We start from the raw sequence: 24,675 nt of genomic DNA, 5'->3' as shown, positions 1-24,675 counted from the left end.
TAAAGATTAGTAAATTTATAATTACCATTAAAGAACATTATATCACATTTTAAAGCAAAAGAAAAGATACAAAATGCTTTAAAGTGTCTTATTTATAATTAAGATTATGTCATATTTATATACATTTTAGCAAAAATATTCATTTATCTGCAAATATATACAAAAAGAGGATGAATTTTACTCCATCCTCTTAGTTGTAATTATAATTATTTAATTATTTAATTACTTAAGATATGTACCGTTTGTACCGATCTTACCGTCAATGCCTGTGAAGCCTGAACCGCAAGCTACATAGCATCTCATGTTGGCTTTACCGATACTGCCTACTGTAAGTGTGCCGTTTGTAACAGTCTTAACATCACCTGTAACAGCGTCAATATACTTGCCGTTAGGAATGTTCTTGAATGTAGCGCCGCCTGAAATAGTTACAAGTGCAAGGCTGTCTACGCCTTCGCTTGAATTTGTATAACGGCGGATAAATGCCATATTACCAGTTACATATTCGCTGTCCTTTGTATACTGACCTTTCTGGAGAGCAGGTACTGCCCTACGAATCATATTCAGTTGTTTAAGGTGAACAGCAAGCGGAGAATTAAGAGTTTCGGCAACTGTTCCCGATGCGCTATATTCACCGAAATCAGTAGCTGAAACATCACCCTCAAGATAATCGCCGAAATATGCACGACCTAAAGTTGAAAGAGGAGCATTTGGACCAAGGTCTATACTTACACCCTTTTGGAATTCAACTTCTGAACCATAGTATAGACATGGAATTCCACGGAATGTAAAGAGAAGTGAAAGGTTTTCTGCCCAAGCCTGAGTACCGCCATTATAACGAGTATCCATATCAGGACCGTAGTCATGGGAGTCAACATAAGTTACATTCCATGTTGAATCATTATAATATGGATCCTCTTCAAGAGCACGGGTAAATGCATTGCTGGCATTAGAGAAGTTCCAATGCATTGGGAAGTCAATAACGCCTGTGCCATTGCCCTTACTGTAATCAGGAGTATGATATGTAATACCATTAAGATAAACATTATCAGAAGTTGGCTGATTACTTGTAGATGAATTGCTTGCATAGTGAGCATTTGTAAGGTTTACATTTTCAAGCTGATCATCGCCGAGAGCATTGATATACTTGCTGTCTGTTTCTGCCCAAGTATAGAAAGGAGCAGAAATTGCAGGGATATTATGGTTCCAGAACTCGCTTACACGAGTACAAACCTCGCCGAATACATAGAAATTCTTTCCGCCTGTCTTAAGCCATGATGGGAAATAGAACTGGTTAAGAGTAAGTCTTGATACATGCTTTTCGGTATCCATTCTGAATGCGTCAACACCCATGTTGATATAATCGCCGTAAACATTGTTAAGATACTCTGCAACCTTTGGATTTTCTGTGTTTACATCAACGCAGTCACCGGCAATCTGTCCTGTCTGTACAGTTGGGCTTTCCCAGCTAAGGTCTTTATAATGATGATAGTTATTTTCCGTGTCATGATCGCCTGAATCAAGAGCCTTAGTATCCTTCATTATATTAAGTCTTGCCTGATACTGATAACCCGGAGCAAGACTGTCATAGTCAGGGAATGTTTTTGCAAAATCCGAATCAGGAATCGGAACCATACAATTAACAGATTCAAGATCCTTAAGTGTGTTATACTCTTTTGTAAACATAGGAGCGAGAGTAGCCTCACCAAAGTTACCTGTATGATTGATAACTATGTCCTGAATAATCTTCATACCTTTTTCATGTGCAGCATCGATAAGATCCTGATATTTAACATCGTCACTCTCATAACGAACATCAACAGTTGAGAAATCAAATGCGTGATAGCCATGGTAGTCATAACCTGACGCATTTGTTACAACAGGAGTAATCCAAATTGCACTGAAGCCTAAAGCCTTGATGTAATCAAGTTTTTCGATAAGGCCCTTAAAGTCGCCTCTCCAAGCAGGGTCTGAATCAGGGTTGTTAGCTTGCTGGTCGTCCCAACAATGAACATTGTTGCCTGTGTCACCGTCATAGAAACGAGTTGTGATTACAAAGTAAATTGAATCTTCACGAAGATCCGTTCTCTGCCAGTCATCAAAATCATTCCAAGACTTAGAAGACCATCTTCCGTTTTTGTACCACCACTCGCCGCTGTTTCTTGTTGTTTCAGCAGACTGAGTGCCGTTTGTAACAAACATCATATTGATTTTTGTTACATTGTCGAATGTGTAGCAGTAGCTGTTATCACCCTCGGCGGTCATTTTAGGACCGGGGTAATCTGTTGCGATATTCTGCGGAAGGCTGTTCCAATAATAGATGTTCGGTGCGCCGTCTTCAGAATACACATGCACTTTAATACCGTCGTATTTAGCCTGAACTGACTCAGCATCGTCAACAGTAGCAGCCGAAACCGACACAATTCCCACTGTTGCCGCAATGCAGACAACGAGCATTAAAGCAATGAGTTTTTTTACCTTTGTCATAGCTTTTCCTCCATTTTCCGTTAAAATCAAAATTTAACATCTACATATAATTATAAAATAGTTATTAACGATTTTTTTTCTGATTTAGAATTATTAGAAATCTGTACTTCCAAACATTTAATACTTGTTTTATGTAATTTATACAAAAAAGTGAACAAAGTGCTGTTTTTTTAAAAAGCAGACAGATTTTTCGACAAAGCAAAAAACTCTCCGATTAAATTCAGAGAGTTTTTATATATCACAACTATTTATATATCACAACTACAAATTATATATTACTTTTCAAAACATATTTTTCAAGTGTTTTTGCGACTCCGTCATCATCATTTGACTCGCAGACATAATTTGCAATCTTTTTTACATCTTCCTCTGCATTGCCCATAGCAACTCCAAGACCCGCATAACCAATCATAGTTATATCATTGTAATTGTCGCCAAAAGCAATCATCTCTTCGTTTGTAAAACCGAGTTTTTCAAGCAGCATAGGCAGCATAGAACCCTTTGTTACGCCGAAAGGCATAATCTCGAGGAAGTACGGTGCGCTCTTATACACATCAAGCAAACCGTCGTAGCGTTTTGCAAGAATTTCGTTATATTTATCAATTTCGGCAGGTTCGCCCGAAAGTAAAAGTTTATTGATTTTTTCAGGAATATTCGCCGCAAAATCTTCCACAACAACCATTTCCATTTTGAGAATATCTCTTTCAACATTTGAATAATCATTCAAAGTGCCGCCTGTAATGATTTTCTTATCATCATAGGTATGAACAGAAAGATTTGATTCTTTCAACACACCGAGTATGTCGGAAAGGTATTCCTTCGGAAAATCCTTACTTACAATAGTTCGTCCGGTAGTACAATCAAGAATTTTTCCTCCGTTGAAAGCCATAATATAACCCTCATAGCGGTCAAGCAATAAATCTCTTGCAATGCTCTGAATCCCCATAGGATGTCTGCCCGAAGCGATTACAACCTTTTTGCCCATTTTTTGAGCGTCAATAATAGCGTATCGAGTGCGTGGAGTAATCTCTTTTTGAGAGTTAGTCAGAGTACCGTCAATGTCAAGTGCAATAATTTTGTAATCCATAATATCACCTTGTACTTAGAAATATTGATTAACAAATCATTTACAATATAACACACAAGTTAAAAAAATGCAAGTATTTGATACATTATGTAAAAAACAACTTTGTTTATAGCTTTATTTTGCCATTATATAAAAAAATATTTACGGATTAAATACAAAAATCGGGACTGGGAAAAATCCCGGTCCCGAACAGCAATAAAAAATTACTGATTATTATTTGTATTGTTTTGAGCATTGTTATCTTTTTCAATATAAATGCCTTGGTCAACAGTATCGTTACGAATAGAAGAATATTCGCTGAGTACCCATGAATACTGACCTGTTGTAATTGTACTTCCGCAGTATTCGCACTTGCCGGAACTTGACATTTCAAGAGGAGCACCGCAATTCGGGCAACTGTGTGACTTAAGCGTCTGACTGTTTGCACTTGTGGTCTTAATGCCTGCATTACGGGCAAAGCGAAGTGTGTATCTCAACTCGTATCTTGCATTAGGATCTCCACGGAGAACCTGACCGGTCTTTTCGTTTATCTCATAGTCTGTAAGACGGGCATTGAGATAAACTGTAACATACTCAAATTCTTTATCTCTGCGATACGCTGTAAGATAAGCTGTACTTACGGCTACATTTTCAATCTTATTGATTACGCCGTTTGCAATCTTGCGATCAATCTGTTTTTGAGTTTGATTGTAGAGATTATCGTGTAAATAAATTCTTACAGGTGAAAGGTCACGCTTGCTCCAAGCGTCCTGAATGGTAACATATACATATCTTGAGAATGATAGGAAATCTTCTGCCGAGAAGTTCGGATCATTCTGCTTGATAAGGTCTGAAATCTGTGCCGTACGGTCAGGAAGTGTAATATTTCTGCCTGCCGACTGCTGAATTGTCTGTGATCTGCCAACAGTAGTAGTTGTTCTTTTAGTTGTTCTTTTGCTGTCCTTTTTGCTCCTTATCATGCCGTAAACAACTATACCGATAACTACAAGGAAAACAACTAACGTTCCGCCAAATCCAAGACCTTCTCCGCTGCTTTCGGAACTGCTGTGGTCTGAACTGTCCCAATCAGAACTGTCACCCCAATCGGAACTGCCGCCCCAGTCAGAGCTGCCGCCCCAATCAGAACCGCCGCTGTCATAGTCATTTGAATCGCCGAAGTCAAGCGGAGGTATTCCTAAGTCCGCTGTTTGGTTAGTATGTACCGATTGATTACTTTCGACAGAAACAGCATTAACTGATGAAAAAGCTGTAAAAGCTATCACCGCCATAAGTACAGTCAGTACAATCGAAAAACATTTTTTCAAAGTTATACACCTTCTTTTAAATTTCACGGTAAATCCGTTTGCTTATTATTGCTCTAATTTTAACATATATTGTAAAAGTTTGCAATTGTATTTAAAATTTTGTTTATAAAAAATCCCGTTGTATTTCTATACATATTGCATATCAGCATTAAAAATTCGATATTTATTATTTTTTTCGGAAATATTTATATTTAAGTGTTGACAATGCAATATTGCGGTGCTATAATAATACCTATAATTTATGTAGGTTTAATAAGGATTGAATTTCAATTACGGACATTACTATAAACATTATATTATAAAGGAGAATGCATTATGAAAATTTACGAGAAAATCACTGACCTCATTGGCAGAACACCTATTATGAAACTCAATAATTACTCTGCTGCACAGGGACTTGACACACCTGTACTTGCAAAGCTTGAATATTTTAATCCGGCAGGAAGTGTTAAGGACAGAGTAGCAAAGGCTATGATTGATGATGCGGAAGAAAAAGGCTTGCTTACATCTGATTCTGTAATCATTGAGCCTACAAGCGGTAACACAGGTATCGGTCTTGCAGCGGTAGCAGCCGCAAGAGGTTACAGAATTATTCTTACAATGCCTGAAACAATGAGTATCGAACGCAGAAATCTTCTTAAGGCTTACGGCGCAGAACTTGTTCTTACTGACGGTGCAAAAGGTATGAAGGGCGCTATCGCAAAGGCTGACGAACTTGCAAGTGAAATTCCGCACAGCTTTATTCCGGGTCAGTTCGTAAACCAGGCAAACCCTGCCGCTCACTTTGCAACAACAGGTCCTGAAATCTGGGAGGATACAGACGGCAAGATTGACATTTTTGTTGCAGGCGTAGGTACAGGCGGTACCGTAACAGGTGTAGGTAAATATCTTAAGTCAAAAAATCCAAATGTAAAAATCGTTGCAGTTGAACCGGCTACATCACCTGTACTTTCAAAGGGTGTTGCAGGTCCTCACAAAATTCAGGGTATCGGCGCAGGCTTTGTTCCCGAAACCCTTGATACTAAAGTATATGATGAAATCTTCGCTGTTGAGAACGAGGCAGCCTTTGCAACAGGCAAAGCTATTGCCCGTACAGAGGGTGTGCTTGTAGGTATTTCTTCGGGTGCGGCAGTATATGCGGCAACCGAGCTTGCTAAACGCCCTGAAAACAAGGGTAAGATAATTGTAGCGCTTCTTCCCGATACAGGCGACCGTTACCTTTCAACTCCAATGTTCTCAGATAAATAATTTTTAATATCTATCCCCTGTAATAAATTATTTAGGAATTTTTTAACAGACCACAAAGACGGAATTTTACTTCGGCTTTGTGGTCTGTTATTTTGGGCTTTTATCAAAAGTTTTTGGGAGAAATTTATGCTTTAGCTGATTATCGTTCAGGCAACAAAGTAACGCAAAAGCTAAATTTTCAAAACTAAACTTTGTGTGTTAAAACATTATTTGCCTAAACAATAAAAAACTAATTAACAAGCAAAGCCATCTTTGACTGATAAAATCAAAGATGGCTTTATAATTTTTTCTATTAACTTATATACTATTATATTACATAGTCATTGCCGATGCTCTCAGTCTGACGGTCAATAATGTCTTGAATAGTGATGCCGTCAAGATACTTTGTAATAACCTCATTAAGTCCCTGCCATACAGGCAAAGTAATGCATTCCTCGCTCATAGGGCAGTTATTCGGAGTGTGGTCAAGACAAGCAACAGGAGCAAGGCTACCCTCTGTAATGCGGAGAATCTCGCCTACCGTATATTGGTCGGGAGTTCTTGCAAGGCGGTATCCACCCTGAAATCCACGGTTTGTAAGTAACACATCGGCTTTATTAAGAATAGGCATAATCTGCTCAAGATATTTTTTGGAAATATTCTGACGAGCCGCAATATCCTTAAGTGCAATGTAACCGTCATTCTGGTGCATTGCCAAATCTATAAGCATTCGCAGTGCGTATCTTCCCTTTGTAGAAATTTTCAAATTAACACCACCTTTTACTAAGTATTTGCAAAAATATAGCATTCATCTATAACATAATAATAACATATATTTAGTAGGTTTTCAAGTTGTTTTTTATCCGATTTATATTTTAATTATCTTTCTATATGTATATTGGTCGCTTATAATTCTATAAATATGTTATAAAACCGGCAAATTTTGCTCTAAAAACCTACTAAACAAATATATTTTTAAAAATTTAAAAAATAGTATTGACAACGGGTAAATTATATGATAATATACAATCACATTAAACCTATGTAATTAGTAAGTTTTAGCAAAGGAGAATTCTAATGCTTCTATTATTTGTAAATCTATTAAGACAGAACTACCGATACGGACGAATGTGCAGTACCTCTGGATGTTGTTGCTGACGCAACAAATACATTACTACATTATTTTTTATTATAACATTGTAACAAACTAAATTAATTATTGAAAGAGGTAAATAAAATGAGCACATTAAAAGATAGAAAATTACACTTTGAAACACTTCAGCTTCATGTAGGACAGGAATCGGCAGACCCGGTAACAGATGCAAGAGCAGTTCCGATTTACGCAACTACTTCTTATGTATTCCACAACAGTCAGCACGCCGCAGATCGTTTTGCACTTAAAGATGCAGGCAACATCTACGGCAGACTTACAAACCCCACAGAAGATATTTTTGAGCAGAGAATTGCAGCTCTTGAGGGTGGTACAGCCGCTCTTGCAGTAGCTTCGGGTGCAGCTGCAATCGCATATACAATTCAGGCTCTTGCTAAAGCAGGCGAGAACATCGTAGCTGCAAAGACAATCTACGGCGGCACATATAACCTTCTCGAACACACACTTCCTGCTTACGGCATTACAACAACATTTGTTGATCCTGATGAAGAGGGTGCTTTTGAAAACGCTATTGACGAGAATACAAAGGCTCTCTACATTGAAACACTCGGCAATCCAAATGCTAACCTTATTGATATTGAGGCTCTCGCAAAGATTGCACACGCACACAATATTCCGCTTGTTGTTGACAGCACATTTGCAACCCCTTACCTTGTAAGACCGTTTGAGTACGGTGCAGACATCGTTGTTCATTCAGCTACAAAGTTCATCGGCGGTCACGGTACGGCAATCGGCGGTGTAATTATTGAGAGCGGTAAGTTTGACTGGGCTGCATCAGGTAAATTCCCACAGTTTGCAGAGCCAAACCCATCATACCACGGTGCTGTATTTACACAGGCTGCTCCGGGTGCTGCATTTGTAACATACATCAGAGCAATTCTTCTCCGTGACACAGGTGCTACAATCTCTCCGTTCCACGCATTCATTTTCTTGCAGGGTCTTGAAACACTTTCACTCCGTGTTGAGCGTCATGTAGAAAACACAAAGAAAGTTCTTGAATTCCTTGTAAATCACCCACAGGTTGAGAGCGTAAACCACCCATCACTTCCAAACTCACCGTATAAGGCACTTTATGATAAGTACTTCCCTAACGGCGGCGGTTCAATCTTTACTTTTGAAATCAAGGGTACAGAAGAAGACGCTAAGAAGTTCATTGATAATCTCCAGGTATTCTCACTTCTTGCAAATGTAGCAGATGTTAAGTCACTTGCTATTCATCCTGCATCAACAACACACTCACAGCTTAACGAGCAGGAGCTTGCAGAGCAGGGCATTAAGCCAAATACAATTCGTCTTTCAATCGGTACAGAGCATATTGATGATATTCTCTTCGATTTACAGGAAGCATTTGAGGCTATTAAATAATCAAATCACATAATTCAAATATTTACGGACTGCATTTTGTGTGCAGTCCGTATTTTGTTTATTACGGTTTAGTGCACAGTTTAAAGCAAATAATTATAAAATACTCTGCTGCTCTAACTTTTGAAAAAATCAGCAAAACACAAAACCTGCGTTATACTCAACAACGCAGGTTTTGTTTATATATCGTAATTTTCAACTATTCGATTACTTTCAAGGCTCTTTTTCACATCAATAATACGCTGATTTCTGCTTCCTCTGAACTTAAGCATCAGGCTCTTTTCTTCAAGTATAAATCTGCCGTCTATAAGGTAGTCCGTCTGTTTGAGCAAATCCATCCATTCGGGATGTTTGTCTGCTCCCTCAAGCAGCTTTTCATAAGTATAGCCCGTGTATGTAACTACATTATAGCCGTTTTCGTGTGCAAGTCTGCCAAGCTCTGCAAATGCCTCTGCCTGACAAAACGGTTCGCCGCCCGAAAAAGTAAGTCCCTGCAAGAGCGGAAGTGACTTTGCGACATTGATTATCTTCTCAACCTTGCCGTCAAAGCCGCCGTCAAAGTCCCACGTTTTTTCGTTGTGGCAGCCCTCGCAGTGATGCGGACAACCCTGGCAAAAAACTGTAAGTCTGAAACCCGGGCCGTCAACTATGCTGTTTTTTATAACACCTGAAAGTCTTATAATATCTTTACTCATAATTATGCTGTAATGTCATCGGAAAAATCTTCCATACCGCAACATTCAGAAACAGAGTGCTTTACCCTATCCCTTACCTCGGCTGCCTTTGCATTGTTAAAACGCTCTGTTGTACCTACAAGGTAGCCTGTAATTCTGCGGATACGCTCAAATCCCTGACCGTTCTTAGTTTCTTTTCTGCCGCACTGCGGGCAATAATCACCGATAATACCTGTATGTCCGCAAACAGGGTCACGGTCAACGGGGTGGTTGATTGCACCGTAGCCGATTCCGCTCTCTTTCATACAACGGATAACAGCCTCAAATGCGTCAATATTCTGTGACGGGTCACCGTCAAGCTCAATATATGAGATGTGACCGCCGTTTGTAAGATTGTGATAAGGTGCTTCAATCTTAATTTTATCAAATGCGGAGATATTGTAATAAACAGGTACATGGAAAGAGTTTGTATAATACTCTCTGTCTGTAACACCCGGAATAATTCCGAAACGCTCTTTATCAATTCTTACAAATCTGCCCGACAAGCCCTCTGCAGGAGTACCGATAACACCGAAGTTAAGTTTGTACTTCTCGGTAGCCTCGTTCATCTTCTTTCTCATATAGCCGACAATTTCAAGGCCGAGCTTTTGTGAAGTTTCGCTCTCGCCGTGATGTTTGCCCGTAAGAACCACAAGACACTCGGCAAGTCCGATAAATCCGATTGTGAGTGAGCCATGCTTTAAAACATCTCTTACAGAATCGTTAGGAGTAAGCTTGTCGCTGTCAAGCCAAATACCCTGACCCATAAGGAAAGGATAGTTTCTGACAAGTTTCTGACACTGAATTTCAAAACGCTCAAGAAGCTGACCTACAACGAGATCGCACATTCTGTCAAGCTGTTCAAAGAAGAAATCAATATTTTTATTTGAAAGAATTGCAAGTCTTGGAAGGTTAATTGAAGTAAAGCTAAGGTTTCCTCTGCCGTATGTAATCTCTCTGTCAGGATCGTAAACATTGCCCATAACTCGTGTACGGCAACCCATATATGCAACCTCTGTTTCAGGATGACCGGGCTTGTAATATTGGAGATTGTACGGTGCGTCGATAAATGAGAAGTTAGGGAAAAGTCTTTTTGCAGAAACTCTCATTGAAAGTTTGTACAAATCGTAGTTCTTATCCTCCGGATTGTAGTTTACGCCCTCTTTTACCTTGAAAATCTGAATTGGGAAAATAGGTGTTTCACCGTTGCCAAGACCTCTTTCCGTAGCGTAAAGGAGGTTCTTCATAACAAGTCTGCCCTCCGGAGAAGTATCTGTACCGTAGTTAAGTGAGCTGAACGGAATCTGTGCGCCTGCTCTTGAATGCATTGTGTTAAGGTTATGGATAAGTGCCTCCATAGCCTGGAAAGTAGCCTTATCTGTTTCAGCCTCGGCATGTTTAAACGCAAAACGCTGAATTTTCTCGGCAACTCTGTCTTCAAACTTTTCTTTAAGAAGTGCAAGCTCCTCCTTTTTATAATTAGGAGTCTGATTTTCGAGTGTCGGCCATTCGCCGCTTGCCTCCTCTGCCTTTTCGCAGATTTCTTTTACTGTAGCGTCAGGATCTTCGGCATCTGTCAAAAGTTCAATTGCTCTTTCAAGATTGATTCTGTAACGCTTTCTGTATGTTTTCTTAACGCCCGGAGCCATTGAGTAATCAAAGTTAGGCACACTCTGACCGCCGTGCTGGTCATTCTGGTTAGACTGAATTGCAATACATGCAAGTGCCGAATATGACGCAATGTCATTAGGTTCTCTCAAATAGCCGTGACCTGTTGAAAAACCGCCTTTAAAAAGGCTTACAAGGTCAATCTGGCAACAAGTTGTGGTAAGTGTAAAGAAATCAAGATCATGAATATGAATATCACCGTCACGATGAGCCTTAGAATACTTAGGGTCGAGAATGTACATTTCATTGAACTGTTTTGCGCCCTCTGAACCGTACTTGAGCATTGTACCCATTGCAGTATCACCGTCAATGTTTGCGTTCTCACGCTTAACATCGTTATCTTTAGCTGATTTAAAAGTAAGGTCCTCATAAATCTTCATGAGCTTTGTGTTCATTTCACGCACTCTTGTACGCTCTGCACGGTAAAGTATATATTCCTTTGCAGTTCTTGCATGACCGTTTTCAATAAGCACCTTTTCAACAGCGTCCTGTACCTGCTCAACTGTAGGAGCCTTATCTCCGCACTTTTTCTCAAGTAAATCTCTTACCTGTACCGAAAGTGCTTTTGCGGCATCATAATCGTTACCGCCGATTGCCTGTGCAGCCTTATAAATGGCTTGTGTTATTTTTTCTGTGTCAAAATTCGCTTCTCGTCCGTCACGCTTAATAATTTTTGTTATCATTTCTCTTCCTCCGTATTTATAACTCCTATATATATCTATATTTAGTGTTACTTTTATAATTTTCACTATATATTGTGGTATATGTATTGCCGAACACAAGTTTTATTCTATCATAAAGAGGCGTTTAATTCAATCGTCAAACTGACAAAAACAGATTTTTTTATTTGTTTAATTTGAGCAATTTTTTTAGGATAATTACAAATTAGAATATTACAAAAATTTTCTATAATATGTGACCGTTTGTTTATATCGCCACAATATATTGTATATTGTTCTTATAATTAAACACTGACATAAAATCAAAACAAAAAGCAATCGGGCCGCTTTATCAAACAGCTTGATTGCTTTTATCAGTAAGTTTTGCAATTTAACGCACGGTTTTAGCCAAACCTTTATAATCACTTAATAAAGTGTTTTGCTAAATCATAATTTAATATTTCCGCCACATTCAAGGCAGATTTTATCAATATGTATTATCGGGATAAGTTTTTCATCAATCTGCGCTATTTTTTCTTTCACGGCATTTAACGCATCTGTTTCTTTTAATTTACATTCAGGCGGAACCACAAGGTCAAAAAGTACACGCTGATGTTCTTCTCCCTTTACAATTCTGAAATCGTGCAGGCTGAGTGCGCCGTCAATACTGTCAAGCGACTCGTTTATCTTTTCTTTTAATTCAATAGTATATTCATCGGAAACCGCAATCGGGTCCATATGAATAGTAACCACGCAATTATACTTTTCCTGTATTTTTCTTTCAAGTCTGTCGATTACATCGTGCGCCTTTAAAATATCGACATCGTAAGGAACTTCCGCATGGAAAGAAATTATACATCTTCCCGGACCGTAATCGTGAATGAGCAAATCGTGAATACCCGTTATAAGTTCGGTAGAAAGCACAATTTCTCTGATTTCGTCTATAAATTCCGGGTCGGGAGTATTTCCGAGCAAAGGTGAAAGACTTTCCTTAAAAGTGCTTATACCCGTATAAAGAATAAATCCGGCTACGGCACAACCGAGCCAACCGTCGATATTCACGCCTGTTACGGCAGATATGCCCAAACCTATTAAAACTACCGAAGTAGCAATACAGTCGGTGAGAGAATCCATTGCCGTTGCCTTAAGAGCAGACGAAGAAATCTTTTTTGACATTGCCCTGTTGAAGAAAAACATCCACAGCTTTACACAGATTGAGCCGATAAGAATACATACCGACAACAAAGTAATTGCTGTGCTTTCTTCGGGATTAATAATTTTTTCAATTGACGATTTCAAAAGCTCCACACCCACAAGGATAATTGCACACGATATTCCCAAACCCGCCACATATTCATATCTGCCGTGACCGTAGGGATGTTCTTCATCGGCAGGTCTGTTGGCAAGTTTAAATCCCAAGAATGTTACAACCGAACTGCCTGCGTCTGACAGGTTATTAAACGCATCTGCCGTTACCGAAATTGAGGCGGTGAGTATCCCCGACAAAAGCTTTGCACTGAACAAAATGAGATTCAGTATTATTCCGACTACACCCGAAAAATTACCGCAAGCCGAACGCACCTGCGGATTTTTTATGTCATCATAATTTTTTATAAACTTTGAAAGCACTAAATCCAACAACTAAAAACACCACTTAACAAATAAACTACACCATATAATGGCATTAACAATAATTTAGCACAGCACATCAAAGTTAGTCAAGAGAAACAAATCCCATTGCAAAGAAATGCAACGGGATTTGATAAAATTATAAAGTTATTTTGCTTATTCAGCGTCAGCCTTAGCTTTTTCAATTATCTTTTGAGCAACATTTGCCGGAGCGTCTTCATATCTTGCAAAAGCAAATTCATAACTTCCTCTGCCCTGCGTAACCTGACGAAGATAGGTTGCGAAATTATCCATCTCTGCCATAGGAACTTCGCCCTCAACAATCTGCATACCGCTGTCCTCGGCAGGAGTCATACCGAGCACTCTGCCTCTGCGCTTGTTTACTTCACCCATTACATCACCCATATTTGAGTCGGGCAATGTAACCTTAAGAGAGCCGATCGGCTCAAGAAGTGTAGGAGATGCGTTTGGAATACCGTTTTTATACGCCATACTTGCGGCAGTTTTAAACGACATTTCCGAAGAGTCAACAGGATGATACGAACCGTCATAAAGTGTAGCTCTGATACCTACCATCGGATAACCTGCAAGCACACCTTTTTTAATGGAATCACGCAAACCCTTTTCTACTGCCGGGAAGAAGTTTTTAGGAACTGCGCCGCCGACAACTCTTTCTGCAAATTCAAGACCTTCGCTCTCGCAAGGCTCAAACTCAATCCAAACATCGCCGAACTGACCGTGACCGCCTGACTGCTTTTTATATCTGCCCTGTGCCGAAACTTTTTTCCTGATAGTTTCACGATATGCGATTTTCTGCTTTTTAAGAACCGCCTCTACATTGAATTTTGACTTTAACTTTGAAATTACAACATCAAGATGCTGCTCGCCCAAGCCTGAAATAAGCATTTCGTGTGTTTCGTGGTTTGTTACATATTTAATAGTAGGGTCTTCCTCGCTTAGCTTTGCAAGTCCCTGTGCTACCTTGTCTTCATCGCCCTTTGTGACAGGATAAATAGCCATTGTATATGATGATACAGGATAATCAATACCCTCAAGCACTACTTTTCTGAGCGGTGAGCAAAGTGTGTCGCCCGTTTTTACAGACGCAAGTTTTGGAATAGCACCGATGTCGCCTGCGCCTATATAATCGGTTTCAATCTGTTTTTTACCTCTTACGGTAAGAACCTTTCCTATTCTCTCCTGTGTGCCTGTTCTCATATTTACAAGCGGAGTATCGGCACTGACTTTTCCCGATACAACCTTAACATAAGAAAGTTTACCTACAAACGGGTCAACAACTGTTTTAAATACAACTGCGGCAGCCGCTGCGTTTTCGTTGACGCTGATTTCAACAGGTTCGCCGTCAACATCAACAGCAATTTCGTCACCTTTATCGGCAGCTGTAGGTGCAAGCCATACAAGACTGTTCAAAAGCTGGTCAAAAGCAAATGTATTGTGTGCGTCACCGCAGAATACAGGGCAAATTGTACCGTCTTTAACGCCCTTACTTACGCCGAGTATAATTTCTTCCGGAGTAAATTCTTCACCCATAATAAACTTGTCGAGCAGCTCCTCGCTTGTTTCCGCAACAGCCTCTTTAATAGCCTCACGCAAGCCCTCAAGTCTGTCGCCCATATCAGGAAGCGGAGTCTGCACTACAGAACCGTCTGTATCATATTTATAAGCCTTATAATCAAAAAGATTTACATATGTATTTGCCTGGCCGTCAACAATGTACGGAACAACAACAGGACAAACAGTAGGGCCGAATGTAGCCTTTAAACTCTCAAATACACGGTAGAATCTGGCGCTTTCATCACAAAGACCGTTTACGAAGAAAATCTTTGTAAGGCCTGCCTTGGTGGCAGCTTTAACAGCCTTTTCGGTACCGACATTTACACCGTCTTTGCCCGATACAACGATAAGTGCTGAATCAGCGGCACGCATACCCTCTGCTACACCGCCCTCAAAGTCGAACAAACCGGGAGTATCTATAATATTTATCTTGGTATTTTTCCATTCAATGGGAGCAACCGAGGTTAAAATTGAAGTCTGGCGCTTGATTTCCTCACTGTCATAATCAAGAACGGTATTACCGTCTGCAATATTACCAAGTCTTTCAGATGCCTTTGCAAGATATATCATACTCTCGGCAACAGATGTTTTACCGCATCCGCCGTGACCTGCAAGGGCAATGTTTAATATTTTTTTAGCATTGTACTGTTTCAAAAGAAACACTCCTTTCGGGATATATATTCAAATCTTAAGCGTTTTCGACAATTAGTAATCAACTTACTTGTCAATTATAGCATATTTGTATAAAACTTACAATAGAAATTTGACGATAAGCTAAAAAATTAACTCCTTGCCTAATAAGACAAGGAGTTAATTGTGCAAATTGCTTATTTTATAAAATTTAAATGTTTAAAACATAAAAATCCGAAAGGTTTTTTGTGCAATTACACCAATTCAATATTACTCAAGAACTGCACCCTGTGCACCCGATGTTACAAGTTTTGCATAACGGGCAAGGTAGCCTGTTGTAATCTTTGGCTGACGAGGTTTCCATTCGGCTTTACGCTTAGCAAACTCTTCGTCAGAAATAAGTAAATTGATAGTATTTGCGTTGATGTCGATTTCAATTGTATCGCCCTCTTCAACAAGTGCGATAGGACCGCCGACTGCTGCCTCAGGTGAAATATGACCGATTGCAGCGCCTCTTGTAGCGCCTGAAAAACGGCCGTCTGTAATAAGAGCTACACAATGACCGAGGCCGCTGCCCATAATAGCAGATGTAGGATTAAGCATTTCTCTCATGCCCGGACCACCCTTAGGACCTTCGTAACGGATAACAACAACATCACCAGGCTTAATATTGCCTGCGTGAATTGCCTCAATAGCGTCCTCCTCGCAGTCAAATACTCTTGCGCTGCCCTTGTGCTGTAACATTTCAGGAGCAACTGCACTTCTCTTAACTACGCAGCCGTCGGGAGCAAGATTACCCTTAAGAACGGCGATACCGCCTGTTGTGCTGTATGGATTTGTGATTGGACGAATAATATCTGTATCCTTAATCTCGCAGCCCTCAATGTTCTCTGCAACAGTCTTGCCTGTAGCTGTGATAAGGTCTGTGTTAAGAAGATTGAGTTTTGTAAGTTCGTTCATAACAGCGTAAACACCGCCTGCCTCGTTGAGGTCTTCCATATATGTATGACCTGCAGGAGCGAGGTGACAAAGGTTAGGTGTCTTTGCGCTGATTTCATTTGCAATATCAAGGTTAAGTTTAACGCCTGCCTCTTTAGCGATAGCAGGAAGGTGAAGCATTGTATTTGTTGAACAACCGAGAGCCATATCAACTGTAAGAGCATTCATAAATGACTTTTCTGTCATAATGTCGAGCGGACGGATATTCTTTTCGAGAAGTTCCATAACCTTCATACCTGCGTGTTTAGCAAGCTTGATTCTCTCTGAATAAACGGCAGGAATTGTACCGTTACCCTGCAAGCCCATACCGATAGCCTCAGTAAGGCAGTTCATACTGTTTGCTGTGTACATACCTGAGCAAGAACCGCAAGACGGACAAGCCTTGTTTTCAAACTCGCAAAGTTCCTCTGCAGAAATTTTGTTTGCCGTGTAAGCGCCTACAGCCTCAAACATACTTGAAAGGCTTGTCTTTTTACCCTTTACATGACCTGCGAGCATTGGACCGCCGCTTACAAAAACGGTAGGAACATTAATTCTTGCGGCAGCCATTAAAAGACCCGGAACATTCTTATCACAGTTAGGAACCATAACAAGAGCGTCAAATGCATGAGCCTTTGCCATAGCCTCTGTTGAGTCGGCAATAAGTTCACGGGTAACAAGCGAATACTTCATACCCTCGTGACCCATAGCAATACCGTCACAAACAGCAATTGCAGGGAAAACAATAGGAACACCGCCTGCAAGAGCAACACCCTGCTTTACAGCGTCAACAATCTTGTCTATATTCATATGTCCCGGAACAATATCGTTCTTGGAGCTGACAATACCGATAAGAGGTTTTTTCATTTCTTCTTCAGTAAGACCGAGAGCGTTCAGAAGTGAGCGCTGCGGTGCGGCATTAACGCCAACCTTAATTACATCACTTTTCATTTTATTATCCTCACTTTATAATTGTTAATAAATCAATGCAAAACCGCACCGATTTACCTCTATAAGCTTTATTCTAAACAACAGGTGTGAAAACTGTTTAGTAATATAATCTTAGCACAATAAGTGCATAAAATCAAGTTAGTAAGTAACATTTCCTGTATTTTATAAATGTATATCCAATAAATATTCGGTATGCTTTTTATAATATAAAAATCTTTTCACAAAAAATAAAAATACATTTTCATACTCAAACTTTGCCAATAACGAATTTTGAACAGGAAAGCAAAAGTAAGAGGTTCCAAGGTCACTGACCTTGGTCGTTTGGGGAAAGGAGATACTTAAGGGGAAAGGGCATCGAAAGCCCTTTCTCCTTAAGCGTGCTTTCTTTTGGAGCTTTTCTTTTCACGCAAAAGAAAAGCGGAATCAGCAGGCATTATAATTCACATTAAAAGCAGTTTAAAAGTAACTGACTAAAAAAATAAGTCTGTTAAATTAAGTTTGAGAATATTTCTCAATCAAGCACCTGCTCCATACCGTATTTCTGAATTTTCAATCCGCATTTATCGTAAAACTTCTTGGCGGATTCGTTACATTCCCATACATTAAGGGTAAGATTATGACAGCCGTTTTTCTTGGCAACATCAAGTACATACTCATAAAGCCGTGTACCGATTTTTAGACCTCTTGAGTTTTCGGAAACACATAAATCATCAATATAAAGACTTGTGTAATTGCTTGATTTTGTGCAATGCCTTTGATAAACACAAAAGGCATATCCCAAAATTACTCCGTCATTGTCTGCAACATAAACAGGCTTTTCGTCATCCGCTAAAATTTCTTTTAATTCGTTTGTTGTATATTTTTTTGAACCTGGAATAAATAAATCAGGTCTTTTGTCCGAATGAACCTTATGCACCTGATAAAGCAATTCTTCAATCTGCGGAATATCCTTTTCTTCTGCTCTTCTTATATTCACAACTATCACTCCGAAAATTAATATTTTTGCAATAATCAACAAATTTATTATACTACTTCTTTCATAGGTGTGCAATAAATTTACCTTTTATTAAAATAATCATCTTTTGTCATTTCCATTTCGGAAACACTCCATATTTCACCGCAAAAGCAGTTTTCTTCCTTGTTTTCATTTTCAATTTCTTTAAATCCGACGGATTTATAACAATGATAAGCCGCAAGATTATTGTCAAAAACTCCGAGAGTAATTTTATTGACTTTCAATATTTCAAACGAATACTTCAGCGCAAGACTGAGCATTTCTTTTCCGTATCCCAATCCTCTTTTAGAATCGTCCGTAATTACAAATCCAAAGCGTAATATCGTTCGTTCTTTATCTGTAAATCTTAAAATGAGATGACCTGCGACAGTGTTGTTATCAATTAATGTCATAGGGTAAAAATTATCCTCATCAATGCAGTCGCCGTTATTATCACAGTATTTTCTGTTCATATCTTCGGCGGTAATCGGATATGTCTGCCACCTGTCAGAACACCACTTTCTGAAAGCAACTTTGTCTTTGCTCCACTTCACAATAAATTTTGCGTCACATTTTTTGTACGGTCTTAGCCTTAGTTTTTTTAAATCAATTTTTGTCTGCATAGTTGCATCCTCCGCTAAAATAAATTTAACATTCAGACAAAAGAAAAAGCCCCAAGCCAAAAAGCTTAGGGCGAATAAAATCCGTGGTACCACCTAAATTCAGAAATACAGTTTCTGCACTTAAACAATGCGGGATAATCAAATTATCCGATATTGCCTCCCTTATAACGGTGGGAACTGCCGTTGAAGCCTACTGAAAATAACTTTGTTCGGTTCAAAGCTCAAAGGCTACCTTCCTTACTTCCGCCACGGGAATTTTCACCGACCATTCCCTCTCTGCAGAGTCAAAAAGTAAGTACTCCTCCTTATCAATGCTTTTGTCTAAATATTATCAGTATATTAACATTGCAAAAATAATATGTCAATACATTTTTCAATTTTCGTAAAAATTCAGAATATCTTTGTAAATATCCGATTTATTTTTCTCGTTAAGAATTTCGTGACGATTGTTTTTATACAGTTTTTGGCTGATGTTTGCATAGCCGAGTTCTTTTAAGAAAACTATAAGTGCGTTAAATTTCTTTTTTGACTGAATAACAGGGTCATTTTCACCTGCTATTACAAAAATCGGTAATCTTTTATTATAAACTTCCCAATCATCCGAATCAAATGCGCTTAATTGCAGTTTAAACAGATTTATAAAACCGTTTGTGGTAAACACAAAACCGCAAAGCTCGTCCTCGTTATACGCTCTGACATTGTCTTTATTTTCCGTTATCCAAGAATTAGGTTCGGCATTCTTTTCGTTGTATCCGATAAAAGTTCCGTTGTTCAGCAATTTATTGGGCGCCTGCTCTTTGTAAAAAGGTTTTAAAATTTTTGAAAGAAAAAGCCCGAAACTTGCATTGCCGTTATGGGTAGGCGGGCCGCAAAGAACAATTTTGTCAATTTCCTTTTCATACTTTTTCATATAATTTCGTGCAACAAGTGTGCCCATACTGTGGCTGAAAATATATAACGGCAGATTCGGATAATTTTTCTTTATATATTCGGTTACAGCGTGCATATCATCTATAACGGCACTGATGTCCTCTGTATAAAAATTGCCGAATTCTCCCTCGTTTATCACACTTGCGCCGTGACCTCTGTGGTCATGAATAACGCATACATAGCCGTTATCATTAAGGTAATTCATAAATTCAAAATATCGTTCTTTATGCTCGCACATTCCGTGTGAAAACTGAACTATAGCCTTTGGCTGTGTTTTCGTTTCTGAAACAGCAACTTCAAGCATTAAATTGTCAAACGGAGATTTTATTTTTTCAATTCTCATTTACAAATTCCTTTCCGCATAAATAAATTTTACATAGTATAAACCTCTTGACCGCAAAAATCAAGAGGTTTATGGGGTATTTTTTATTATGAAAATTTACAAAATATCAGATTTGTTCATCAATCAGCTTTAAAAGTATAGCTTTTGTCCTTTCTTTAAATATTATTTTCAAAAAGATTGCTGTGTTTTTTGAAAAATTCATAGTAAATCTTTGTATTTTCAAGTTCCCACCAATCTTTTACTTCAACCGGGTTTGAGTCGAGGTCATAAATCTTTGCATTGTTCATAGCAAGCAAAAACGGCGAGTGTGTGGCAATTATCAATTGACAGCCGCAATATCGGGTCAGTTCTTCAAGCATTTTTACAAGTTTTAACTGCATTTTTGCCGACATACTGTTTTCGGGTTCGTCAAGGCAATACAACTTGTCGTTTTTCAGCTTTGTTTTAAAGTATTTCAGAGCAGTTTCTCCGTTGCTGAAAAGTTCAGTTTCCTTGCCCGCAGTTCTTTCAATAAACTTTCTGCGTGACACCGATTTCCTGCGTGACATAACCTGCATTTTAAACTGCTCGTAATCGTCCATTCCGCTGAACCTTATACTTTTGCCATACTTTAAAGCACCGTACTCATCACGGGCAATGTCCTTTTTCTCGGAAATTTCGTCATTATTTGTACGAATAGTGAGCATATAATCAAAAATATCATCGCTTGTTATAATACGACTGCCGTCAGGTATTTTGTGCTTGAACCCCTCATCATCGTAGCCGAGAGAATACTCACAATTTTTTACATATTCATCAAATAATTCGCTTGAATTAAACGGAGCGATGCGGTTTAGCTCAAGTTTTTGAGCAATAAGATTTAAAAGTGTGCTTTTTCCCGAACCGTTGCCGCCGTAAAAAATCGTTACATTTTTAAATGAAATCTCATAAAGTTCACGATTTCCGAACATTCTGCACGGGTATGTGTTATCTATATAACCGTAAATGCCGCCGTTGCGTTCACATTGTTTTTGAATCATCGGTTCTTCAAAATCAATCGGTAATGTAAAAGTATCTAAATACATCAAAGATCACCTGCCGTTCGTAATTTATATGTTTTAATAATAACATATAAGGTATACAAAAAACAGTACTGTGCAAAAATTTTCTTTCAAATACAAACAGCTTCTTGAGAAATACATAATACATATCTCAAAAAGCTGTTTTTTAGTAAAGTTATTAACTTAATTCATTTCCGTCGGAATCAAGAAAAACATACTGTGACGGAATTGACGGATAATAAAACACATAAGGAACTTCTTTTACTTTTTCTTCATAAATACCGTTTTCCCCTGTAATTTTAACCGACGCACAATCGGAATTATTTACTACAAATGAATATCCGCCGTTCCAATTAAGGATTGCGATATTATCCGTTTCGCCATTCATAGGTTTATAAGTTCTGACAAACGAATATTTATCGTCGCCTTTTACTTCTACTTCCATCGGGAGATAATAATGTGCCTGATATTCATTGCCTGAAATAAACCAAGCCAAAGCCTTATTATCGGCAACACTCATTCCAGCATATTGTATATCCGTTGTTTCAAAATCCGAAACAGGCATTTCCTTTCGGGCTTTTTCTGTAAGTTCATCTGTTCCGTTATATATCTTTGTACAGCCCGTAAGACTTACGCAAAACAAAACCGTTAAAATCAAAACCGGTTTCCGATATTTTTTGTTTTTCATACAATATGTACTCATTTCCATATCCCCATTCATATAATTTGAATTTATTAAACTATTTTCATATATAAAAGAGGATACGGATTTCCCTCTTCATCATAATCGGTTCTTTTATATGTTACAAATTCCATATGTTTATAAAATCCTACCGTCTGCGGATTGTGTTCATTGGCGGTAACTTCTTTTATACCGAATTTTTCAATACCGTATTTCAAAAGTTGCTTGCCAATACCTTTTCCTCTTTCCGCCGAACAAATAAACAACATTTCAAGCCTATTGTTTTCAGTCCCCATAAATGCGATAATTTTATTAAATTCATTTTCGGCAATAATTAAATGCTCAACCTTACTCAAAGCCTGCGGAACATATTTTTTAATTTGCTTTTACCTCTGTATCAGATAAAAAATGATGCATAGCTCGAACAGAGTCTTCCCAAATATTTAACAGATTTTCCGATAACTGCGGTGTTCTTTCAGCCGCTTCATATATCTTCATATCAATGTCCTTATTTAATTTATTGTTTTTTATATTATAACATTTGATATGTTAAAGTCAATTCAAATAAAAAGCCCTTTGAGAAAAGATTTCTCCTCGCTCAAAGGGCAAGTTGAAAAACTGGAATTTGTAATTACATTTCATACATATTGGCATTCTTTACAATCACTCTATCTCCTTTTTCTAATTGTTCCTTAGAAACTCCTCTTAACCCAAGTCCAACATGTTCTGTTTTATATCCACAACCATTTGATTTTCGTTCTTTTGTATGTATATCGATGGTAGTAATTATAGTCTCTAATACACCTCCATTTGTTTTATAAACACACGCATTTTCTCCTTCTCTACACATTCCTGTTGATATATTTCCTGTGGCAACTGTTCCAACCCCCATAATTATAAATACATCATCAATAATCAATTCAAAGTCTTCTTTTAAACATAATGGAACATCTAATCTGTTCATATACTCTTTTTCTCGCTCTTTTTTGCTTTTACCAAATAATCCCATAGTGTTTCTCCTTTATAACTTCCGATTTGTATTTCTGTTTGTTTTAAAAATGGGCAATCCCGATTGGAATTGCCCATTCGTTATACTATGTATCTTAACATAATATTTTATATTTCACAATCCCTTTGAGAAAAGGCTTTCTCCTCTCTCAAAGGGCAAGTTGGCAAACTGGAAATTGTCTGTTTGTTTACTTGTCTTTTGGATTAATATCAAAATCCAAAATAATACCACAATGATCAGTAAAAGCTAAAGTTCTAAAATCAATTCTGATTTCTTTTAAATTTAAAAAATTTTTCTTTGCCAATATATAATCAATATGTCTATTTCCAACAAATGTTCTAATTTTATTTTTCTTACTATCTGCTTTTATTTTTTTCCCAAAAAAATTTATATAATATGCTTTTTCTTGATTTATACCTTCTTGCCATAAATCAATGTAATAATTATCATTTAAAAGCTCTTCTAAATATTCTTGATTTTCATTATTTGAACATGCATTAAAATCACCGCAAATAATTTTAGAGTCACTTTTCTTAATTTTTGACAGTATCTTTTCACGCTTCCTCTCGTTTTCTCTTTTTTTATCAATTAATGGGAGATGAACACCTGCAAATTTATATTTTTCATATTCAACAAATACACAAGTGTAATCATCATTCAAATCAATATTAGACTTTGAAATATTCTCATCTTTACTAATTGCTACTGATAAATGAATTCGGCTATCAATAGGTTCTTTATAATTTCCTGCCCATTCTGCATGATATTGTTTATTAATCCTGTTATATCTACACTCTTGAATAAATGCTATATCAGGTAAAATAAAGTTAAAGTAATCATTAAAACTGTCATCAATAACGAAATTAAACATATTCATATTAAGTGTCAATAATAGCATTTTTTACCCCTCACAAATTCTGATTTGTATTTCTGTTTATTTTAAAAATGGGCAATCCCGATTGGAATTGCCCACTCATTGCACTAATTATGCGATTTTTTCTTGCTTGCACTTAATTCTGCATCAAATGATGTAGGTTTGATGTAAATCGCTGTTTTTTCAGTTTTTTATCAAATGAAGTACGTCCCGTCTATTCGGTAAAACGGTACATCTTTACATCATCTTAATAGAGCTTTGCACCTGCCGGGATATGGTTATCTACCATTAATAGGTGGAGTTTTTCCTCGCCCTCTTCTGTATGAACGGCGGAAAGGAGCATACCGCAAGAGTCAATACCCATCATTGCTCTCGGTGGAAGATTTGTGATTGCCACAAGTGTCTTGCCGACTAACTCTTCCGGCTCATAATAAGCGTGAATACCGCTTAAAATTGTGCGGTCTGTGCCTGTTCCGTCGTCAAGAGTAAACTGTAAGAGTTTCTTTGACTTTTTAACAGCCTCGCAAGCCTTTACCTTTACCGCACGGAAATCACACTTGCTGAATGAGTCAAAATCTACAAAGTCTTTGAACATAGGCTCGATTTCAACCTTAGAGAAATCGATAACCTCTTCTTTTACTTCTTCCTTAACTTCAGGTGCTTTTTCAGCAGACTTTTTATTGTCGCTGTCTAAAGACTTCATTGTCGGGACGAAATCGTCCACTCACGACTTAAAACCATT

General features: G+C 38.1%; 21 protein-coding genes and 1 other annotated feature. Of the genes, 2 read left to right on the top strand and 19 right to left on the bottom strand.

Annotation, left to right across the window (positions count from 1 at the left end; all coding sequences use genetic code 11):
- Nucleotides 1-222: 222 nt before the first annotated feature.
- The 3 genes from KGF34_RS10975 to KGF34_RS10965 all read right to left on the bottom strand — a co-directional run bounded on the left by KGF34_RS10975 (nucleotide 223) and on the right by KGF34_RS10965 (nucleotide 4,875).
- Entirely contained in the window at nucleotides 223-2,484 is a 2,262-nt protein-coding gene (locus tag KGF34_RS10975; protein WP_252559042.1) for an alpha-amylase family glycosyl hydrolase, read from the bottom strand.
- A gap of 268 nt (nucleotides 2,485-2,752) precedes the next feature.
- Nucleotides 2,753-3,571 (bottom strand): Cof-type HAD-IIB family hydrolase, encoded by an 819-nt coding sequence (locus KGF34_RS10970; protein WP_022234576.1) that lies wholly within the window; start codon nucleotides 3,569-3,571, stop codon nucleotides 2,753-2,755.
- 203 nt (nucleotides 3,572-3,774) lie between these two features.
- Nucleotides 3,775-4,875 (bottom strand): TIM44-like domain-containing protein, encoded by a 1,101-nt coding sequence (locus tag KGF34_RS10965; RefSeq protein WP_252559036.1) that lies wholly within the window; start codon nucleotides 4,873-4,875, stop codon nucleotides 3,775-3,777.
- A gap of 315 nt (nucleotides 4,876-5,190) precedes the next feature.
- On the opposite strand from KGF34_RS10965, the gene cysK reads away from it, so the two are divergent.
- Nucleotides 5,191-6,123 (top strand): cysteine synthase A, encoded by a 933-nt coding sequence (gene cysK / locus KGF34_RS10960; RefSeq protein ID WP_252559032.1) that lies wholly within the window; start codon nucleotides 5,191-5,193, stop codon nucleotides 6,121-6,123.
- Nucleotides 6,124-6,430: 307 nt separating this feature from the next.
- Here the strand turns inward: cysK and KGF34_RS10955 are convergent, their stop codons facing one another.
- Nucleotides 6,431-6,868 carry an Rrf2 family transcriptional regulator gene (locus tag KGF34_RS10955; RefSeq protein WP_252559031.1) on the bottom strand — a complete coding sequence of 146 codons (438 nt, stop codon included), beginning with the start codon at nucleotides 6,866-6,868 and terminating at the stop codon, nucleotides 6,431-6,433.
- Between the two features lie 471 nt (nucleotides 6,869-7,339).
- On the opposite strand from KGF34_RS10955, the gene KGF34_RS10950 reads away from it, so the two are divergent.
- Entirely contained in the window at nucleotides 7,340-8,638 is a 1,299-nt protein-coding gene (locus tag KGF34_RS10950; protein ID WP_195411447.1) for an O-acetylhomoserine aminocarboxypropyltransferase/cysteine synthase family protein, read from the top strand.
- 176 nt (nucleotides 8,639-8,814) lie between these two features.
- Here the strand turns inward: KGF34_RS10950 and nrdG are convergent, their stop codons facing one another.
- The 15 genes from nrdG to KGF34_RS10880 form a co-directional block, all read right to left on the bottom strand.
- Nucleotides 8,815-9,330, bottom strand: a complete 516-nt coding sequence (nrdG, locus tag KGF34_RS10945) for an anaerobic ribonucleoside-triphosphate reductase activating protein (protein WP_178587033.1) — start codon at nucleotides 9,328-9,330, stop codon at nucleotides 8,815-8,817.
- Between the two features lie 2 nt (nucleotides 9,331-9,332).
- On the bottom strand, nucleotides 9,333-11,699 hold the full coding sequence (locus tag KGF34_RS10940; RefSeq protein WP_195411448.1) for an anaerobic ribonucleoside triphosphate reductase: 2,367 nt from the start codon (nucleotides 11,697-11,699) through the stop codon (nucleotides 9,333-9,335).
- A gap of 423 nt (nucleotides 11,700-12,122) precedes the next feature.
- Entirely contained in the window at nucleotides 12,123-13,316 is a 1,194-nt protein-coding gene (locus KGF34_RS10935; protein ID WP_252559030.1) for a cation diffusion facilitator family transporter, read from the bottom strand.
- A 144-nt stretch (nucleotides 13,317-13,460) separates the two neighbouring features.
- Nucleotides 13,461-15,533, bottom strand: coding sequence for an elongation factor G (locus KGF34_RS10930; protein WP_252559029.1), 2,073 nt, complete (start codon nucleotides 15,531-15,533; stop codon nucleotides 13,461-13,463).
- 246 nt (nucleotides 15,534-15,779) lie between these two features.
- A complete protein-coding gene (gene ilvD / locus KGF34_RS10925) occupies nucleotides 15,780-17,438 on the bottom strand; it encodes a dihydroxy-acid dehydratase (RefSeq protein WP_252559028.1) in 1,659 nt (552 codons plus the stop codon).
- A gap of 511 nt (nucleotides 17,439-17,949) precedes the next feature.
- The gene (locus KGF34_RS10920) at nucleotides 17,950-18,414 is read right to left on the bottom strand and encodes a GNAT family N-acetyltransferase (RefSeq protein WP_186935797.1); all 465 of its coding nucleotides are present in this window, start codon (nucleotides 18,412-18,414) and stop codon (nucleotides 17,950-17,952) included.
- 80 nt (nucleotides 18,415-18,494) lie between these two features.
- The gene (locus tag KGF34_RS10915) at nucleotides 18,495-19,055 is read right to left on the bottom strand and encodes a GNAT family protein (RefSeq protein WP_252559026.1); all 561 of its coding nucleotides are present in this window, start codon (nucleotides 19,053-19,055) and stop codon (nucleotides 18,495-18,497) included.
- Nucleotides 19,056-19,118: 63 nt separating this feature from the next.
- Nucleotides 19,119-19,376: a binding site (T-box leader), on the bottom strand.
- Between the two features lie 52 nt (nucleotides 19,377-19,428).
- On the bottom strand, nucleotides 19,429-20,328 hold the full coding sequence (locus tag KGF34_RS10910; protein ID WP_249375969.1) for an alpha/beta hydrolase: 900 nt from the start codon (nucleotides 20,326-20,328) through the stop codon (nucleotides 19,429-19,431).
- A gap of 155 nt (nucleotides 20,329-20,483) precedes the next feature.
- Complete coding sequence (locus KGF34_RS10905; protein ID WP_252559025.1) at nucleotides 20,484-21,392, bottom strand: AAA family ATPase; 909 nt, start codon at nucleotides 21,390-21,392, stop codon at nucleotides 20,484-20,486.
- A 154-nt stretch (nucleotides 21,393-21,546) separates the two neighbouring features.
- Nucleotides 21,547-22,056 (bottom strand): hypothetical protein, encoded by a 510-nt coding sequence (locus tag KGF34_RS10900; RefSeq protein WP_147329132.1) that lies wholly within the window; start codon nucleotides 22,054-22,056, stop codon nucleotides 21,547-21,549.
- 47 nt (nucleotides 22,057-22,103) lie between these two features.
- Nucleotides 22,104-22,406, bottom strand: coding sequence for a GNAT family N-acetyltransferase (locus KGF34_RS10895; protein ID WP_333780937.1), 303 nt, complete (start codon nucleotides 22,404-22,406; stop codon nucleotides 22,104-22,106).
- A gap of 19 nt (nucleotides 22,407-22,425) precedes the next feature.
- Nucleotides 22,426-22,548 (bottom strand): hypothetical protein, encoded by a 123-nt coding sequence (locus KGF34_RS11865; RefSeq protein ID WP_333780938.1) that lies wholly within the window; start codon nucleotides 22,546-22,548, stop codon nucleotides 22,426-22,428.
- A 133-nt stretch (nucleotides 22,549-22,681) separates the two neighbouring features.
- Nucleotides 22,682-23,059 carry a hypothetical protein gene (locus KGF34_RS10890; protein WP_252559024.1) on the bottom strand — a complete coding sequence of 126 codons (378 nt, stop codon included), beginning with the start codon at nucleotides 23,057-23,059 and terminating at the stop codon, nucleotides 22,682-22,684.
- 187 nt (nucleotides 23,060-23,246) lie between these two features.
- Nucleotides 23,247-23,936: an endonuclease/exonuclease/phosphatase family protein gene (locus tag KGF34_RS10885; protein WP_252559022.1), complete on the bottom strand. Its 690-nt coding sequence runs from the start codon at nucleotides 23,934-23,936 to the stop codon at nucleotides 23,247-23,249.
- Between the two features lie 244 nt (nucleotides 23,937-24,180).
- Nucleotides 24,181-24,636: a methionine--tRNA ligase subunit beta gene (locus tag KGF34_RS10880; RefSeq protein ID WP_186935964.1), complete on the bottom strand. Its 456-nt coding sequence runs from the start codon at nucleotides 24,634-24,636 to the stop codon at nucleotides 24,181-24,183.
- Between the last annotated feature and the right edge of the window lie 39 nt (nucleotides 24,637-24,675).

The organism is Ruminococcus sp. FMBCY1, from assembly GCF_023921805.1.
GTDB classification, from domain to species: domain Bacteria; phylum Bacillota; class Clostridia; order Oscillospirales; family Acutalibacteraceae; genus Ruminococcoides; species Ruminococcoides intestinale_A.
Note: the sequence above shows the minus strand (reverse complement) of the source record. Positions and strands in the feature narration are given on the sequence as shown.